Annotated in this window: 11 protein-coding genes; 6 read left to right on the top strand and 5 right to left on the bottom strand. The window is 71.4% G+C overall.

Annotated elements, in window-relative coordinates:
* The first annotated feature begins 210 nt into the window (after positions 1–210).
* The 5 genes from CGL27_RS03800 (at position 211) to CGL27_RS03780 (ending at position 5770) form a co-directional block, all read left to right on the top strand.
* The gene (locus CGL27_RS03800; RefSeq protein WP_078638459.1) at positions 211–816 is read left to right on the top strand and encodes a histidine phosphatase family protein; all 606 of its coding nucleotides are present in this window, start codon (positions 211–213) and stop codon (positions 814–816) included.
* Between the two features lie 118 nt (positions 817–934).
* A complete protein-coding gene (locus CGL27_RS03795) occupies positions 935–2416 on the top strand; it encodes a VCBS repeat-containing protein (protein WP_240450338.1) in 1482 nt (493 codons plus the stop codon).
* A gap of 97 nt (positions 2417–2513) precedes the next feature.
* A complete protein-coding gene (locus CGL27_RS03790; protein ID WP_119984515.1) occupies positions 2514–3941 on the top strand; it encodes a serine/threonine-protein kinase in 1428 nt (475 codons plus the stop codon).
* Positions 3938–4300 carry a hypothetical protein gene (locus CGL27_RS03785; RefSeq protein ID WP_014058130.1) on the top strand — a complete coding sequence of 121 codons (363 nt, stop codon included), beginning with the start codon at positions 3938–3940 and terminating at the stop codon, positions 4298–4300. The genes CGL27_RS03790 and CGL27_RS03785 overlap by 4 nt, the downstream gene beginning before the upstream one ends.
* Positions 4301–4447: 147 nt before the next feature.
* Positions 4448–5770, top strand: a complete 1323-nt coding sequence (locus tag CGL27_RS03780; protein ID WP_240450935.1) for a S1 family peptidase — start codon at positions 4448–4450, stop codon at positions 5768–5770.
* Positions 5771–5842: 72 nt separating this feature from the next.
* Here the strand turns inward: CGL27_RS03780 and CGL27_RS03775 are convergent, their stop codons facing one another.
* The 4 genes from CGL27_RS03775 to CGL27_RS03760 all read right to left on the bottom strand — a co-directional run bounded on the left by CGL27_RS03775 (position 5843) and on the right by CGL27_RS03760 (position 11426).
* Positions 5843–8953 (bottom strand): glycoside hydrolase family 2 TIM barrel-domain containing protein, encoded by a 3111-nt coding sequence (locus CGL27_RS03775; protein WP_119984511.1) that lies wholly within the window; start codon positions 8951–8953, stop codon positions 5843–5845.
* Between the two features lie 213 nt (positions 8954–9166).
* Complete coding sequence (locus CGL27_RS03770; RefSeq protein ID WP_078638455.1) at positions 9167–9403, bottom strand: hypothetical protein; 237 nt, start codon at positions 9401–9403, stop codon at positions 9167–9169.
* Between the two features lie 75 nt (positions 9404–9478).
* Positions 9479–10642: a cation diffusion facilitator family transporter gene (locus tag CGL27_RS03765; RefSeq protein WP_119984509.1), complete on the bottom strand. Its 1164-nt coding sequence runs from the start codon at positions 10640–10642 to the stop codon at positions 9479–9481.
* A gap of 193 nt (positions 10643–10835) precedes the next feature.
* Positions 10836–11426, bottom strand: a complete 591-nt coding sequence (locus CGL27_RS03760; protein WP_078638453.1) for a hypothetical protein — start codon at positions 11424–11426, stop codon at positions 10836–10838.
* Between the two features lie 159 nt (positions 11427–11585).
* Between CGL27_RS03760 and CGL27_RS03755 the strand changes: the two genes are divergently transcribed.
* Positions 11586–13556 carry an APC family permease gene (locus CGL27_RS03755; RefSeq protein WP_119984507.1) on the top strand — a complete coding sequence of 657 codons (1971 nt, stop codon included), beginning with the start codon at positions 11586–11588 and terminating at the stop codon, positions 13554–13556.
* 33 nt (positions 13557–13589) lie between these two features.
* On the opposite strand, the gene CGL27_RS03750 is transcribed toward CGL27_RS03755, so the two are convergent.
* Positions 13590–14927, bottom strand: a complete 1338-nt coding sequence (locus CGL27_RS03750; protein WP_119994229.1) for a radical SAM protein — start codon at positions 14925–14927, stop codon at positions 13590–13592.
* Positions 14928–14958 lie beyond the last annotated feature (31 nt).

Genomic DNA, 14958 nt, shown 5'->3' with positions numbered 1-14958 from the left:
GGGGGTTCGTGGTGATGCGCATCCGCGGCTGCGCTTGCCGGGTGGCAGGATCCGCCACCCGGGTCACGCCCGGTGTGCCGGAATCTCACCGGGCTTCCGGCACGCCGCCGTCTTGTCATGAGACCGTAGCGCGACGGTCGTCCGCCGCTACGGCGCGGATGCCGGAAGGTGCGCCTCTACGTGGGCGAATGGTGCGGCTGAGGGGATTGGGTGGTGCGGATCACGTTGGTCGCGCCCGCCGTCAACGCGGCGCTGCGGCAGGTGCGGTTCGACGACGCGCCGCCGGACCCGGCCGGGGTGCGTCGGGCCGAGGCGGCGGCCGCGGCGCTGCCCCACCACGACACGGCGTTCACCGCGCCCTCCGCGCGCTGCCGCGGTACCGCCCGGGCCCTGGGGCTCGACGTTGCCGTGGCGCCTGAGCTGGGCGATCTCGACGTGGGCCGTTGGCGGGGCCGTTCGCTGGACGAGGTGGGGCAGGAGGCGCCGGAGGAGGTCGCCGCGTGGCTGTCCGATCCGGCCGCGGCGCCGCATGGCGGCGAGTCGCTGCTGGAGCTGGTGGAGCGGATCGGAGCCTGGCTGGAGGCGCGCCGGGAGAGCCCGTCACCGGCCGCACCGCCCGCCTCGGCCCGTGAGGGGCGGCTGCTCGCCGTCGTGGAACCGGCCGTGGTCCGGGCCGCGCTCGTCCACGCTCTTGGCTTCCCCGCGCCCGCGTTCTGGCGGCTGGATGTCGCCCCGCTGACCGCGACGGAGCTCAGTGGCCGTGCGGGCCGGTGGAATCTGCGCTGCGGATACCCGCTGGCGGGGAGCGTGTCGTAACGGGGGTGTGCCGTAACGGGGGTGTGCCGTGCCGGGGGGCCTGCCCTGAGGGTGGGCGTGCCGTAACGAAATGATCTCTCCGATGGCGTGGCTCCACCGGATGCGCTGTCGTGGCCTGATGGCATCCCCCACCACCAGGCTCCGCCCCGTCCCCGCCACCCTCTGCGCCGCCGCGCTGGCGCTGCTCACCGCGTGCGGCGGTGGCGGTGGAGACGACGCGAAGAAGGGCGGTGACGGGGCCGGGAAGAGCACGGCCTCACCCGTCGTCACCCCCACCGCGACCGCTCCCGTCGTCCGGGGCAAGGGCAGCGCGCTGCCGGACGACCTCAACGGCGACGGCCGCCCCGAGCTCAGAATTCCCCTCGCCTCCGGGCAGGAACTCGGCGGCTTGCGGCATATCGCCTACGTGTACGGCGCGGCGAAGGGCGTCGACCCCGCCGTCCGCACCGTGCTCGGCCGTGCGGACCTCGGTCTGCCCACCGGCGCCGGGTGGCAGGAGCGCAACGCGGGCGAGATGCATTCCGCGACCACCGCGGACCTCGACGGCGACGGCTTCGCCGATGTGATCGCCACCGCCACCAAGGAGCGCGACCCGGCCGGCAGCGAGCGCACCCACATCTCCACCCAGACGCTCCCCTACATCGCCTGGGGTGGCCCCGAGGGGCCGCGCCGGGGAGCCTCCGCCACTTTGGTGCGGCTGACCGGCGCCGACGACGGCCTGGAGATCCCGCGGCCCCTGGCGGCGGGTGACTTCAACGGGGACGGACACCACGATCTGGCCGCCGTGCGCCAGAGCGGCAAGGACTTCCACGTGATGTACGGCCCGTTCGGCCGCGATGGCAAGGCCGCCCGCACCCAGACGTACGCCAATCCGCTCGGGCCCAGCGGCCAGATCGCGGAGCTGTACGCCGACGCCATCGACGGCGACCGGCCCACCGACCTGGTGGTGCACGCACAGGGCGACGACGACCAGATGGAGTCCGCGCTCCTCACGGCGGGCCCGGACGGCCTCGCCACCACCGGCCGCACCCTCCGCAAGGGCAACGCCATCGCCTTCGGCGACTTCGACGGCGACAGAAAGCGGGATGTCGCGGTCGCCGACACCGGCAGCCGCAACGACGAACCGGGCTACGAGACCGAACCCGCGGACGTCAACCAGTCGGTGAGCGTGTACACCAAGCGCACGGCCGGATCGACGCCTTCGCCGTTCAAAATCCCCGCCCTGGGTGGCGATGTCCTCGCCGCGGCCGACACCGACGGAGACGGCACCGACGAGCTGGCCGTCTCGCTGCGCACCGGCGGCACCGAACTGCTGACGATCCGCCCGGACGCCCCCGGCGAGATCGCCCACCGCCGCACCCTCGACCGCACCGTCCAGGCCCGCGCGGACGGCCGCAAGGTGCCGAAGAAGCAGCGCGCCGTCAAGCTCTTCGACGCCGGGGACTTCGACCACGACGGCAAGGACGAGGTCGTGCTGGCCTGGGGACCGGACCCGCTCTTCGCGCTCTACGGGGAGAAGCCGCAACGGTTCTGGGTGACCGACGGCACCCGCGACAAGGTGGTGTTCACCAGCGCGCCGTACGAGAAGGGCGCCTCCTGAGCCGCGGTGCGCCACCGCACTCGTGTCCGTGGCCCCCTTCGCCGGGCCCGGCCGACGCCCTACTGTGGGCATCAGTCGGCTGGTGAGGGGGTGGCGGATGGGGACGACCGGGGGAACATCCGGCGGCGATCGGCACGACCACGGCTCCGAGGGGGGATCGCCCCACGGGAGCGTGCTCGGCGGCCGGTACGAGTTACGCGGGCGCCTGGGCGCGGGCGGTATGAGCCTGGTCTGGGACGCCTACGACGTGGCGCTCGGCCGCCCCGTCGTCGTCAAGGAACTGCGCCCGGGCGGCGACCCGGACCCGGAGGCGTACCGGCGGTGGCGCGAACGGCTGCGCCGTGAGGTCCACGTCCTCGCCGCGACCGTGCATCCGCATCTGGCCGCCATCTATGACCTGGGCGAGAGGGACGGCCGGGTCTGGATCGTCATGGAGCGCCTCGATCCGCGTTCGCTGGCGGACCGGATGCGTGAGTGGGACAGACGGCCGTACGCGCCCGAGATCGCCCGGATCGGCCTGGAGGTGCTGCGCGGGTTACGGGCCCTGTACGCGGCGGGGGTCGCTCATCGGGACGTCAAACCGCGCAATATTCTCTTCCGCCCGGACGGCCCCGCGGTACTGGTGGACCATCTCGGCCTGACCTTCGTGGACGAGGACACGGTGGTCGGAACGCCCCCTTACATGGCGCCGGAGCGCTTCACGCTCTCGCCGTATCAGGCGACCGCGGAAGCGATGCTCAAGGCCGATCTGTGGTCACTGGGCGTGACCCTGTACGAGGCCGTCGAAGGCGTCGTGCCGTTCCAGGGGGAGAGCGTGGGCGAGCTGATGAGCGCGGTGCTCAACGACCCGCCGCCGCCCATGAGATACGCGGGCCCGTTGCGGCCGCTGATCGAGGGTCTGCTGGTCAAGGACCCGGAACGGCGGCTGACGGCCGAGCGGGCCGAGGCGCTGCTGCGCTCCCTGGCCTGGGACGAGCCCAGATCGGCCCCGGCAGCCGGGGCCGCGGCCCCGGCAGGGGCCGCCCCGGCCTCCGCGAGGCCGATGCGGCCGGCCGCCCGGGCGAGCGGTGTGGGCGCCGGAGCCCTCGTCTCGATCGCCGCCGTACTGGCGGTCGTGCTCGCCGTACCTGGGGCGGTGGCCCTGCCCTCGCTGCGCCTCGGTTCCCTGGACGACATTCCCGGATGGGTGGGGCCCGGGTGTCTCGGCCTGCTGTGGCTGGCGCTCGCGGCGCGCGGCTTCGCGTGGGCCAGACAGCGGGACCGGCAGGCCCGGTGGCTCGACGCCCTGCGCCCGGATGCCGGGGAGGCGGCCCACCGGCCCACCGCGCCCTGGCAGGCGCTGCGCGAGGGATATCTGGCGTCCCTGGCGATCCCTCAGCCCCCGGCGCGGCGGGCGCGACGTCCGGTGGAGCGAGAGATGGAGCGGGACATGGCCGACTTCCTCACCGCGCTCGGTCCGCCTCCGCCACGGTCCGCGGCCGCGGATCCCCCATCCCGTCCGAACCGTCCGGGGGAGGCGCCGTGACCGAGAACGCGAGTGAGAACCCCGCCCCGGGCAGCCCTCCGGAGACGGCGGTGCCCTGGGGCGACCGGCTGCCGGTGGAACAGGCCAAGGAGTGGGAGGCGGTCAGGCCCGGCACGGTGGAGTGGATGCTCACCGAACTCCAGCGGGAACGCGAGCACCGCCGCCGCATGGACTGGGTCCACACGGGGCTGCAGGCATTCGGCTCGCTGCTCGGTGCGGGCACGGTCGTGGCGTACATCTGGGTGGCCACGTATTTCCTCGCCCATGACGCCGCCACGCAAGGTGCGGCCATCCTCGGCGGCGGCACGGCCGCGCTGGTCGGGGGGTTCCTCGGCAAGCGCTACGGCGACCGGCGCTGATCCCCGGTTCCCGCGGGCCGCGGCAGCCGTGGCCGCCGCTCCGTCCGGGGAGTGAGCAGGACGCCGCTTCCTTACGTATGAGGGGGAGGGCCTTCGCCGTCCGAGGCCCCGGCCGGATCGACGTAAGGAGACAGGGTGGTGAAGCACATGCGGCGAGGCGTGCGCCGGGTCGTGCGGTTCGCGGCTGTCGGGGCGCTGGTCTGTGGCGGGGTGATGGTCTCGCAGGCCGTGCCGGGCGGATCGGCCCACGGGACGACCGGAAGCGACGGTTCGCGAGCCCTGACCGCGCGCCAGACGGACGATGTGGGCGGGCGGCTGGTGTCCGCGCTCGGCACCTCCCGTACGGCGGGCAACTGGATCGGCGCCGACGGCCGTCCGGTGGTCGCGGTGACGGACGATACGGCGGCGGGCGAGGTCAGCCGGGCCGGTGCCACCGCCAAACGGGTGCGGTACAGCATGGAGCAGCTTGCCTCCGCGACCGAGAAGCTGCGCTCGGCGCCCCGGGTGGCGGGCACCGCGTGGATGGTGGACCCCAAGTCCAACCAGGTCGTGCTGGTCGGCGACAGCACCGTCTCCTCCGCCCGCTGGTCGAGGATGAAGGACCTCGCGGCGGAGGTGGGCGACGAGGTGCGCACGCGGCGGACTACGGACTCCTTCACCACCAGAACCGCGGGCGCCGCCCCGATGTTCACCAACGGCAGCCGCTGCTCGGCCGGTTTCAATGTCACCAACGGCAAGACCGGCTTCATCCTGACGGCCGGGCACTGCGGTCCCCCCGGCACCCCCTGGTTCACCGACGCCACCGGCCGCACCAAAATCGGCACTACGGTCCAGACCAGCTTCCCCGGCAATGACTTCTCGCTGGTGCGGTACGACAACACCTCGCTGGACCAGAGCAGCGTGCTCAATGTCGGTGGCGGCCAGGTGGTGCGGGTCACCGGAGTGGCCGACCCCGTCGTGGGCCAGGAGGTGTTCCGCAGCGGCAGCACCACCGGACTGCGCTCGGGCAAGGTGACCGGCCTCAACGCGACGGTCAACTACCCCGAAGGCACGGTCACCGGGCTGGTCCAGGCCACCGTGTGCGCCGAGCCCGGCGACAGCGGCGGACCGCTCTTCGCCCAGGGCGTGGCGCTCGGCGTCACCTCCGGCGGCAGCGGCGACTGCACCAAGGGCGGAGTGACCTTCTTCCAGCCCGTGACCAAGGCGCTGACCGCGCTCGGGGTGAGCATCCCGGGCGCCAAGGCCCAGAGCGCCAACCCGTCCATCGCGTCCGGCGGTCAGACGGGCGCCGCGCCCGGCACCTCCGGGGTCGACGACGGCGTCTCGACGCTCGACGACGTCGTGGCGTACGCCCAGAGCTTCGGCCCCGGCCTGGTGGTCATCGTGGTGGGGTTCGCCGGCCTGCTGTCCACGCTGGCCATCCGGCCCCGGAGCCGCCGCTACCGCCGCTACCCCGCCGGCTGGGGATGAGCCGGCGAGGTGGCGGCCCCGCTCGTGGCCCCTTCGGCGTGGCGCCGTCGGATTCAGCCGCTCACCCGGCCGTCACCGGGCCTCGAAGGCGACGATGCGCTGGGCGCCGTCGGCCGCGCCCGGATGACGGCTGGTGAGGTCCAGCCGGAGCCGGGAGGTGCGGACCGGGTCGAAGGTGATGACCGTCGGGGTGCCGGAGGCGGTGGCCCAGTCGACGGACGCCCCGCGCACCGGGACGTAGGCGTGGCCGTCCCATGCGGAGACCTCGATCGAGGCGGGCAGGGTGTGCGTGGCGTCGACGGTGAAGGACACCTCGACGCGGCGCAGCCGCCGCCTCCCGCTCCAGGTCACCGAGACCCAGTCGGTCTTCCGGGCGCCGTCGAAGACGGGAAGCAGCGCCGTGGCCGGCTTGTGGAAGGCGTTGGACCAGCCGGTGGCCGGATCGCCGTCCAGCATGGCCGCGGGCAGGGTCGTCGGCGCACCCGAATAGCTCGCGTCGGCGCGTGGCTCGTCCGGGGCGCCGGGGCCGGGGTCTGGTGCGAAGGACACCGGTCGGGTGACCGGTTCCGATGTCCCGCCGGTGGCGCGGACGGTGGCGGTCGCGGTGCGCAGCCCCGCCGAGCGGGCGGTGATGGTCAGCGGCCCGGCCTTGGTGCCGGAGCGGACGATGGCCAGGGCCTTGCCGTGGAAGGCGGTGCGGGTGCTCGACTGGTAGCGCTCGGCGCTCTCCTGGCGGCCGTTGTCGACCCCGGCCAGGGAACCTCCGGTGACCTTGAAGGCGATCGGATGGCCGGCGTCGGGCACCACCACACCGTGGGCGTCGACGACTTCGGCGGTCACGAAGCACAGTGAGCGGCCGTCTGCGTCGACGGTCTCGCGGTCGGGGGTGAGCCGTATGGCGTGCGGGCGTCCCGCCGTGCGCAGCACATCGGTGGCCACGACCCGGCCGCCGCGCCGGGCCACGGCCTTCAGCTCACCCGGTGCGAACGGCACCTTCCAGGTGAGGTGGAGCTTTCCGGCGCTGCCGCCCGGACTGGTGTAGCTGCCGGGGTAGGGGCCGGAGGTGACGGTCTTGTCGTCGCCGGTGGGCTCGGTGGTCTCCAGGTAGGCGCGGCCGTCAATGGTCTTCTTGGCGTCGAACTCGCGGACCCCCAGCGACCGGCCGTCCAGGAACAGCTCCACCGTGCCGACGTTGGAGTAGGCCCACACCTCCACGGTCTCGCCCGGCCGGTGGCCGGTCCAGTCCATGGGGACCAGATGGACCATCGGTTCGCTGGTCCACTGGCTCTTGAACAGGTAGTACATGTCCTTGGGGAAGCCCGCGGTGTCCACCGCGCCGAAGAACGACGCCTTCACCGGGAACACGTCGTACGGCGTGGGCTCGCCGATGTAGTCGATGCCCGACCACAGGAACTGCCCGGCGAAGAACCTCCGGTCCCGGTCCTTCTTCAGCCCGTACTCGCCGCTCATCGTCCAGGAGGCGAGGTTGTTGTCGTAGCTGGAGGTCTCGCGCCTGCCGGGGGTGTGGTTCTCGCCCGTGTTGAGGTGCTCGGGCTCCTGGTAGGCCCCGCGGGTGGAGGTCTCCGAGGAGGACTCGGACTCGAAGAGGAACAGCCGCGGGTAGCGGGCGTGCACGGCGTCCACCGAGGCGGCCGTGTTGTAGTTGAGGCCGAGCCCGTCCAGCTTGGCGAGCATCAGGTCGGCCGGGGAGCCCTCGGCGGGCAGACCGCGGTACTTGTCCGAGCCGATCACGACGGGTCTGGTGTCATCGGCCGCGCGGACGGCGTCGATGAGCCGCTGGGCCATGCCCAGCCCCGCGGCGCTGGTGGAGTCGGGGATCTCGTTGCCGATGGACCACATGACGACGGCGGGGGAGTTGCGGGCGGCGCGCACCATCTCGGTGATGTCCGCCTCGCAGTGCTCGTCGAAGAAGCGCCCGTAGTCGTACGTGTTCTTGCCGGTGCGCCAGCAGTCGAACGCCTCCACCAGCATCACGATGCCGAGCCGCTCGCAGACCTCGATCAGCTCCGGTGAGGGCGGATTGTGCGAGGTGCGCAGGGCGTTGACGCCCATGCTCTTCATGATGGTCATCTGGCGCAGCACGGCGTCGGTGTTGACGGCGGCGCCGAGCGCGCCCAGGTCATGGTGGAGATCGACGCCCTGGAGCTTGGCGTACTCGCCGTTCAGCGAGAATCCGCGGTCGGGGTCGAGAGTGACATGGCGGAGCCCGAAGGGGGTGCGGTACCGGTCGGTGGTGTCCTGGCCGACCCGCAGTTCGGTCTCCAGGACATAGCGCTCCGGGGTCTCGAACGACCATAGCCGCGGCCGGTCGATTCTGAGCTCCTGGGTGGCGGTACGGGTGTCACCCGCCCCGACGGTGACGGTGGAGTGCGCCTGGACCACCATGCGCCCGTCGGGGTCCTTGACGGTGGAGACCACGGTCACCGGCTTCCGGACGTCCGACTCATTGACGACGAGGGTCCGCGCCCGCACCGTGGCATGTCCGGCGCGCAGGTCGGTGGCCAGGCCGGGGGTGGTGAGGTACGTGCCCCACCGGGCCACATGGACCGGATCGGTGACGACGAGCTGGGCGTGGCGGTAGATGCCGCTGCCCGAGTACCAGCGGCTGCTGGGAAGGCGGTTGCGCACCTTGACGGCGAGGACGTTGGGGGTGGCGCCGTCGGTGTGGGCCACCTCGGTGAGGTCGAGGGCGAAGCCGGTGTATCCGTAGGGGTGTTCACCGATGAGCCGTCCGTTGCAGTACACGGACGAGTCCATGTAGACGCCGTCGAATTCGACGGAGATCCGCTTGCCTTCGAGGGTGCGCGGCAGGGTGAAGGCGGTGCGGTACCAGCCGAGGCCGCCGGGCAGGAATCCGGTGCCGCCGCTGGTGCCGTGGTCGGTGGTGGGGGAGAGCTCGATGCTCCAGTCGTGCGGGACGGCGACTTCGCGCCAGGCCGAGTCGTCGTAGGCCGGGTCATGGGCGGTCTCGTACGCACCGGTCGGGTCCGTGATCCCACCGGGGTTGACGAGGGCGAAGCGCCAGCCGTTCGTGAGCGGGATCGTCCGTCCTCCCATGGCGCGGGACGCGGTGGCTGCCTGCGCGGGACTGGCCGTGACAAGTGCCCCGGCCATCGGGGCGGCGGTGCCTGCGATCAATATCGATCTGCGCGTGACCGCCATCGCGATCCCCTTATCTTCGATTGTGTGGTGGTGAAGGGCACGTGACCGACCACAACGGCCCTTCGCGCAACAGATTCTGACAGTTTTAAACAGGGAACTGTCAAGGGTCCCGCAGCGGGCTCAACGCCCAACCGCGCCCGGGGAGTCGTACGACGACGAGGTGACCACCGCCCACGGCGGTGGTCACCTCGTCGGAAAGGGGCTGACCGGTACTCAGTAGTGGTGGTGCCGGTGGTGGTCGGACTCCTCGACCACGGGAGGCGCCACTGCGGTCGGTTCGACGACGCGCCGGCGCTTGTACACACTCACATACGCCGACGTGCCGATGATGCCGACGGCCATCAGGATCAGGCCGACCAAGTGGACGTTGAAGCCGCTGGCGTTCCAGTCGGTGGCGAAGGTGAGAATCCCTCCCACCGCGATCATCAATATGCAACCGCCGAGGCCCATCAGTTCTGCCTCCGTACATGAGTCGCTGTTGTGGGCTGGTCTTCGCCCGGGTACCCAGGCCCGCCGGGGCCAATCTCACGCCCCGCGGTCCTCCCGCTCCACGGCCGCCACCGTCTCATCGAGCGCCTGGCGGTCCTCGTTCGCCTTCGCCCGGTCCCTGGCCGAGGCGTCGGTGACATCGAGAAAGATCTGGTCGGCGTGCGGCCAGATCTCCGCCATCGCCGTCTTGACGCGTACCAGGACCTCCTCGACCTCCTCGCTGTCGAGACCGGGGAAGAGATCGACGCGGGCCGCCACCAGTGTCGAATCGTTGCCCAGACGCATCGTCAGCAGACTGGTCACGGTGTCGATCTCCGGCTGTCCCTCGAGGAACCGGCGGAGCTCCCGGCGCTGGACCGGGTCGATCGCCTCACCGATGAGCTGTGCGCGCGACTCCCTGGCCAGCCGGTAGGCCACATAGACCAGCAGCGCCCCGATCAGGATGGAGGCCGTGGCCTCGTAGGCCACCTCGCCGGTGACCATGTGCAGCCACATGCCGAGCAGGGCGAACACCACACCGAGACAGGCGGTGGAATCCTCGGCCAGGACGGTGCGCAGCGTGGGGTCGTCGCCCCTGCGCAGTTCGGCCGCCATGCCACGGCCCGCTTCCCGGGCGTGCCCGCGGGCCTGGAACAGCGCCCGGACCAGCGAGGAGCCCTCGGCGATGAGCGCCAGGCCCAGGACCGCGAGGCCCACCAGATAGCCGCTGTGGTCCTCGGAACTGCCCGCGCTCAGCGCCTCGGCGCCCTGGAAGAAGGAGAAGCAGCCGCCCATGACGAAGATGCCGACGGCGGCCAGCAGCGCCCAGAAGTAGCGCTCCTTGCCGTAGCCGAAGGGGTGCTGGTCGTCGGGCGCCCGCTTGCTGCGTTTGAGGGAGGCGAGCAGAAACACCTCGTTGAGGCTGTCCGCGACGGAGTGGGCGGCCTCGGACAGCAGCGCGGGGGAACCGGCGAAGACCCCGCCGATGGCTTTGGCCAGCGCGATGACCAGATTGGCGCCGAGCGCGACGAAGACGGTGACTGCGGTCCGGGCGTCCTTGTCCCCCTGTGCGTTGGGCCCGTCCGGCTGTGCCTTGGGCCCGTCCGGCTCGGGTCGGCTGTCCGGTGCCTCCGGTGCGCGCGAGGGCTCCGGTGGGTTCGGCGTATGCGGTGTGCGCGGTGTCCCGTGCCGGTCGGAGGGGGACGTTGAGGAACGGCTCATCGGCGGGAAACTCCGTAGGCGGAAGTCCGTGCCGTCCTGGTGGCGCTCTCCGCCGGGGGCGGCCGGACGGCCTGTCCCCCTCGCGGGTGTCCCGATGCCGGGACCTCAATCGTGACATGCACATCGTGTCACGCCCCGCCGACGGAGCGCGCCCGCGTGAGCCATCCGGACCACGGGGCGCGCTCGGATCGGGTCAGCCGGCCGGAGCGTTCGGGGAGGCGGGCACCTTCGGCAGCTCGCTGAAGATGTCCAGCCCCATGGCGGCGGCGATCAGCAGACCGATCACGCCGAGCGCCACCGCTCCCCAGGCCACCGCGGTCACCCAGGGTGCCCCGGTCGTGACGGGCCGCCGCTGCCGCAGCAGCACCACACCGGCGATCACCACGGCGGCCAGGGCGAAGAACCCGTTGACGAAGGCCGTGGTGTGCCACGGAGTGCCGTACACCGTGGCGATCTGATCGGCGGCCGACCCGGACTGGGCCTTGATCTGGCCGGTCAGCTGCTTGCGCTCCTGCAGCATGGTGCCGAGCCAGGTGCCGGAGAGCGAGGCGAGCCCGAGGCCGGCGGCGACGACCGAGGCGGCGCCGGGGACGACGCTCGGCGTGGTGGCCGGGGAGGGGGTTCCGATGTCGTCGGAATCTTCCTCGAGGTCCGCTTCGTGCGGGTCCGAAGTTTCCTGCGGGTCCGGAACAGCGTTCGGGGCACCCTCCGCCGTGGCTTCTTCCTCGCCTTCTGCGGGCTGCACAGCGGTGTCGGTCGGTTGGTCGGTCTTGGTGGTGTCCATGTGCCGCAACCGTACGGACCGAAGATGAAAACCCACTGAGAAAGCGATGTCCTTCGGCCGGCGGCACCGGCCGGGTGGTGGCCGGCCGGCCCGCATACGCTGACCGAAGGGTCTCACCGATGGCCGGGGACCTCTTCGCTGTACGACGGGAGTACCCCCGTGGTCTCGTCCACCTCTGGCGACGGCGCCTCCGACGGCGGGGCACGGCACCGGTTGCGCGGATGGCTGCTGGCGGGCCTGACCGACATCGCCAAGCGCCAGCCCGGCCCGTACGCCGAGCCGGAAAGCGCACACCACGGCCGGCCGTGGTGGCGGGTCATGTGCCTGACCGGTCTGGACTACTTCTCCACCCTCGGTTACCAGCCCGGTATCGCCGCCCTGGCGGCCGGGCTGCTCTCCCCGGTGGCCACCGTCGTGCTGGTGGTGGTGACCCTGGTGGGCGCGCTGCCGGTGTACCGCAGGGTGGCCGAGGAGAGCCCGCACGGCCAGGGCTCGATCGCGATGCTGGAGCGGCTGCTGACCTTCTGGAAGGGCAAGCTGTTCGTCCTCACCCTGCTGGGCTTCGCGGCCACCGACTTCCTCATCACCATCACCCTCTCCGCCGCCGACGCCACCGCCCACCTGGTGGAGAATCCGCATCTCACCTCGACCCTGCACGGTCATGAGGTGGCCGTCACCCTGATCCTGGTGGGGCTGCTCGGCGCGGTGTTCCTCAGGGGGTTCACCGAGGCCATCGGGATCGCCATGGTGCTGGTCGCGGTCTATCTGCTGCTCAACGCCGTCGTGGTGGCGGTCGGACTGTGGCATATCCGCACCGCGCCGCATGTGATCCCCGACTGGTCCCAGGCGCTGGTCGCCGAGCGCGGCAGTCCCCTGGTGATGATCGGCGTGGCGCTGGTGATCTTCCCGAAGCTGGCCCTCGGCCTGTCCGGGTTCGAGACGGGCGTGGCCGTCATACCGCTTATCGAGGGCAAGCCGGGCGACACCCCAGAGCGCCCCGCCGGACGCATCCAGGGCGCCAGGAAGCTGCTGACCACCGCCGCGGTGATCATGAGCATCTTCCTCATCACCTCCAGCTTCATCACGACCCTGCTGATCCCGCAGCGGGAGTTCGAACCGGGCGGCGAGGCCAATGGGCGCGCCCTGGCCTATCTCGCGCATGAGTACCTGGGCTCGGCGTTCGGCAGCGTCTATGACGCCTCCACCATCGCCATCCTCTGGTTCGCCGGCGCCTCGGCCATGGCCGGACTGCTCAACCTGATGCCCCGCTATCTGCCGCGCTACGGCATGGCACCCCACTGGGCGCGCGCGGTCCGCCCGATGGTGCTGGTGTTCATCGCCGTCGCGTTCCTGGTGACCTGGCTCTTCAAGGCGGATGTGGACGCCCAGGGCGGCGCCTACGCCACCGGTGTGCTCGTGCTCATCACCTCCGCCGCCATCGCCGTGACCATCGCCGCCCGGCGCGCCCGGCAGCGCGGCTGGACCATCGGCTTCGGCGTCATCGCGGTGATCTTCCTGTACACCACCGCGGTCAACGTCGTCGAACGACCCGACGGCGTCAAGATCGGCGCCTGCTTCATCGCGGGCATCCTGGCCGTATCGCTGCTGTCCCGGGTCGCCAGGGCGTTCGAGCTACGGGTCACCAGCGTGACGTTCGACCCCCTGGCCGAGCGGTTCCTCCGCGACACCGCCCACCGCAGGATCCGCTTCATCGCCAATAAGCCGGAACGCCGCGACCTGGCCGAATACCGGGAGAAGCAGCACCAGATCCGCGCGGACAATGACATCCCGCCCGAGGACGACATCATCTTCGTCGAGGTCACCGTCGCCGACCCGTCCGAGTTCGAAAGCGAGCTGCAGGTGTGCGGAGAGGTGGTGCACGGCCGCTACCGGGTGCTGACCCTGCAGAGCGCCACCATCCCCAACGCGCTGGCGGCGCTGTTGCTGTGGGTGCGGGACGCCACCGGGCAGCGCCCGCACATCTACTTCGAGTGGACGGAGGGTCATCCGCTGGCCCACTTCCTGCGCTTCTTCCTCTTCGGCCAGGGAGAGGTCGCCCCCGTCACCCGTGAGGTGCTCCGCGAGGCCGAACCCGACCGTGGCCGCCGCCCCCACGTCCACGTCGGCTGACGAGGTTCCCCGAACCGGGGGCGGACGTCGGCGTCAGGGCGCCACCGGCTCCTGCTCCGGCTCCGCGGCGGGCAGGCTGTCCATGAACGAACTCACCGAGAACACCGCCCGCCCCGGCCCCGGCGGGCCGTACCCGGGCGGCGAGGCCAGCCCGAAGTCCTCGAGCGTCGCCCGGTAGGTCTCCAGCAGCCGGATGTGGTACTCCAGCGGGGCGCCCTGCGGATTGGCCTTGCCCAGCGGTGTCGTCGGCTCGGGACACCACGTGGTGAACCGGGGCACGACACCGTGCGACATGAAGAACCGCAGCCCCTCGGCGGTGGAGTCGATCGCCTCGGCCACGGAGGAGAAGCCGAACGGCTCGGCCATCTCCACGCCCGCGACGAAGTTGGGAATCACATTCCGCGCGCCGAACACCTCGGTCGAGTCCAGGGTCCGGCGGTGCCACTCGTCGCGGCCGACGTAGCGTTCCTTTCCCGGGCAGTACAGCTCGAACAGCCGCCGGTCCCACACCTCGAAGTTGGGGTGGTAGATCCGCACCCCGTAGTCGTGGAACCGCTGGACGTCGTCCTTGGGCAGCGCCTGCGCCACCACCTTGCCGATCCACCGGCCCGGGAAGCGCTCCTCGATGGCCTTGGCGTACTGGCCGTAGAAGTCGGCCTCGTCCCGGCCGCCGATATGCGAGGTGATCGCGCCGCCGGTGAGGGTGTACGCCTGGGAGGTGCGGGCGGTGTCATGGCGGTCGATGATCTCCAGCGCCTCCAGCACCTCCTCGACCGGCTTCACTCCCGTGTACGGGCGGCCCGCCGCCTTGTGCTGACGCCAGTTGTGGTTGATGTCGCAGTACTGGCACTCCTCCTTGGCGCCGAAGTACTGGCACACCCGGAAGACCGTCAGATAGACCAGATAGCCCCACTGGATGGTCGGCGCGACCTCCATCACCGACTTGCCGTTCGACAGGGTGTGGCGGTAGTAGTCCGGCATCGGGGGCAGCCCCACATCGGCGATGCGCGCACCGTCCAGATACAGGCCCAGCGCACCGTCCTCCCCGGCCCGGACCACATACGGCGACGCGGGGTTGACGCGGACGGACACCACGGTGCGGCGCAGGTCGTACGGCCCGCCGGTGAGCACGATCTCCTCGGGCGGCCGGTTGAGGGCCGCGGCGCCCAGCTCCGGCAGGGTCCGGTGGTCGAACGAGAAGATGAAATACGACTTCGGCTTGACGTCGCCGTCGCCGTTGCCGCTGAGCGCGGACTCGTCGAAGGCCATGCCGCCGCGCAGCAGGTCCTCCTTGATCACGGCTTCCCGGGGTACCTGGGGGAAGCTCGCCATCAGGCCCTCGACCAGCTCGGTTCGTCTCTGGCTCGCCATCTGCTGCACCATCCCTGGCTCCCTATGGATG

The sequence above is a fragment of the Streptomyces sp. 11-1-2 genome (assembly GCF_003595545.1).
In the GTDB taxonomy this organism is placed as follows: Bacteria; Actinomycetota; Actinomycetes; order Streptomycetales; family Streptomycetaceae; genus Streptomyces; species Streptomyces hygroscopicus_B.
Note: the sequence above shows the minus strand (reverse complement) of the source record. Positions and strands in the feature narration are given on the sequence as shown.